Origin of the sequence: Bradyrhizobium cytisi (assembly GCF_008123515.1) — a bacterium.
Taxonomy (GTDB): domain Bacteria; phylum Pseudomonadota; class Alphaproteobacteria; order Rhizobiales; family Xanthobacteraceae; genus Bradyrhizobium; species Bradyrhizobium cytisi.
On the sequence record NZ_VSSR01000091.1, the window covers coordinates 1 to 2,253 of the forward strand.

The following is a 2,253-nucleotide window of genomic DNA, read 5'->3' on the forward strand; positions in this document are numbered from 1 at the left end:
CTCATCCGACCGATGTCGGCCGCCACGTCTCTTGTGGGTGCCGCCAGTCGATCCCGGACAAGAGATAACCGAGCTGCGCCGACGAGATCGTCACCACGCCCTCGGCCGGGCTCGGCCAGATGAAGCGCCCCCGCTCCAGGCGCTTCGTGAACAGGCAGGCGCCCTGGCCGTCATGCCAGGTCACCTTCAGCAGGTTGCCGCGGCGACCGCGGAAGCAAAACAGGTGGCCGCCCAGCGGGTCGCGATGCAAGATCTCCTGAACCTGCAACGCCAGCGACGGAAAGCCCTTCCGCATGTCGGTATGGCCGGTTGCGAGCCATACCCGCACGCCGGCAGGCAACGGGATCATCGTGGCCGTCCATCAGTCAGCGCCGCCACGACTGCGCTCAGCGTCGCCGCGTCAACCGCGCCCGTGATCCGCATCCGAGCCCCGGCCGCGAACTCAATCTCGATCGCACCGCAGCTTCCGGAGGGCGCCGTCAACGGTTGCCGGTCTGGCGCAATGGAGACTGCCGCAAAACGGACTTCGCCATCCTGCCGCTGCATGGGCTCGGGCCCGCAAGCGAGGACGCCTGTGCGCGCCTGCCGCCGCCAAGCCGTAACCAGATTGCGGTGAACGTCATGTCGTCGAGCAACCTCGACAACACTGGCCCCAGGCGCCAGACTCTCCTCCACGATCCGAAGCTTCTCGGCAGTGGTCCACCGCCGTCGCCGCTCTGGACCGGACAGAACCGTAACCGTCGTCACGTTTGCTCATTTGCTTGCGAATTAATGAGCAAACCATCTCACGCTCGAACCCAATGCGGGAAGGCGGCCTCCACCGACTCCACCGAAGGCTTACGTTGGATGGGCATCTGATCTGGACGCATTGACAGCGTCGGGCTGACTGCGATCCGGCGTCTGGATTGGGCTTCTCACCCACACATCGGACGACAGTGTGCTCCGGCGGCGAGACGCAGACGTCGCGCACTTTGGCCACGAAGTTTGGATCGCTCAAGAGCTTGAACGTCACCAGCCAGTGCGGGTTGGAGCCTGAAGGCCAACAGCGACGGCCCGCTGGGCTTCGCCATCCGGAACTCCATCGGGCGGCGTCCTCGGGGAACTCTCCAATGTTCTCACGATTGCGGATTCGATGCTGACATTCTTAACCTTGGCGGGCGCCCGGGGGCGCGGCTTGCCGTGCAGCCCAAGCGCCCCTCCACAAAACGCCGCCTGACGCGTGGCGCGGCTGGGGGGCGTTTCCGGAGTTCTTGAACTTGGGGCCACTGCGACCTGCCTACGATGGATGTGAAGTCGCTCCATGACACGCGGCAAACTTCGTTTGCGTTGAGATCGGGCGGTTCGGAGAACGAGGTTTTAGACTAGGGTTCAGACTCAATTGATCCAATAGGCGACGACGGCGGCGAGGTGGACGGCAGCCAAGAAGTTTCTGGCAAGTTTGTCGTAGCGAGTAGCGATGCGCCTGAAATCCTTGAGCCGGCAGAAGCAGCGCTCGATAACATTGCGTCCTTTATAGGCGCGTTTGCTGAAGCTGTGGAGGGTCACCCTGTTGGACTTGTTCGGAATGACGGGTTTCGCGCCGCGATTGACAATTTCGGCGCGAAAGCCGTCGCCGTCGTAGCCTTTGTCTCCAATGAGGGAAGACATGGGCGGCGCGAGCTCAAAAGGGCCGGCCCTGCGGCAATATCTGCGGCTTGTCCCGGAGTGAGATGAAATGCGCAAGGTTTGCAATCAGGGTCGCTCAGCGCGTGGATTTTCGTGGTCCGCCCGCCGCGCGAGCGGCCGATCGCCTGTTCATGCTCCCCCTTTTCCGCCGCTCGCCGGCCGATGCGCTTTGATCGAGGTGGAGTCGATCGACAAAGTCACGCCGTCCTTGCCGCAGCGGGCGAGCGCTTCAAAGATCGCCTGCCAATGTCCGCGCTTAGCCCAGCGATTGAACCGATTGTAGATCGTCGTGTAAGGGCCATAGTCGGTCGGGCAATCGCGCCAACGTGCGCCGCACTGGAGCATGTGAATGATACCGCTGATAATGCCTCGATCGTCATCGCGCGCCGGGCCCGTCTGGTTCGTCGGCAGATGCGGCTCTATCTGGGCCCACTGCTTGTCGTTGAGCCAGAACAGTCCTTTGCGCATCGAAATCCCCCACCCGAATCAACTCGGTACGAGAGAATCAGAAGCAGTTAAATTAGGTACAGACCCTAGCATTACAGTTGGTGCTGTCTCTTATACACATCTGACGCTGCCGACGACTCC

2 protein-coding genes and 1 pseudogene are annotated in these 2,253 nt (G+C 62.2%); all 3 read right to left on the reverse strand.

Features of this window, described 5'->3' with window-relative positions:
• Position 1: 1 nt before the first annotated feature.
• Positions 2-349: an IS66 family insertion sequence element accessory protein TnpB gene (gene tnpB, locus FXB38_RS39330; RefSeq protein WP_148756280.1), complete on the reverse strand. Its 348-nt coding sequence runs from the start codon at positions 347-349 to the stop codon at positions 2-4.
• The gene (gene tnpA / locus FXB38_RS39335; RefSeq protein WP_148756281.1) at positions 346-747 is read right to left on the reverse strand and encodes an IS66-like element accessory protein TnpA; all 402 of its coding nucleotides are present in this window, start codon (positions 745-747) and stop codon (positions 346-348) included. Before tnpA ends, tnpB begins: the two co-directional genes overlap by 4 nt.
• Positions 748-1,374: 627 nt before the next feature.
• Positions 1,375-2,133 (reverse strand): annotated as a pseudogene (locus FXB38_RS39340) (IS5 family transposase).
• Positions 2,134-2,253 lie beyond the last annotated feature (120 nt).

Coding starts and splice junctions, on each gene's coding strand:
- tnpB (WP_148756280.1), bottom strand. CDS start 349: ATGATCCCGTTGCCTGCCGGCGTGCGGGTATGGCTCGCAACCGGCCAT.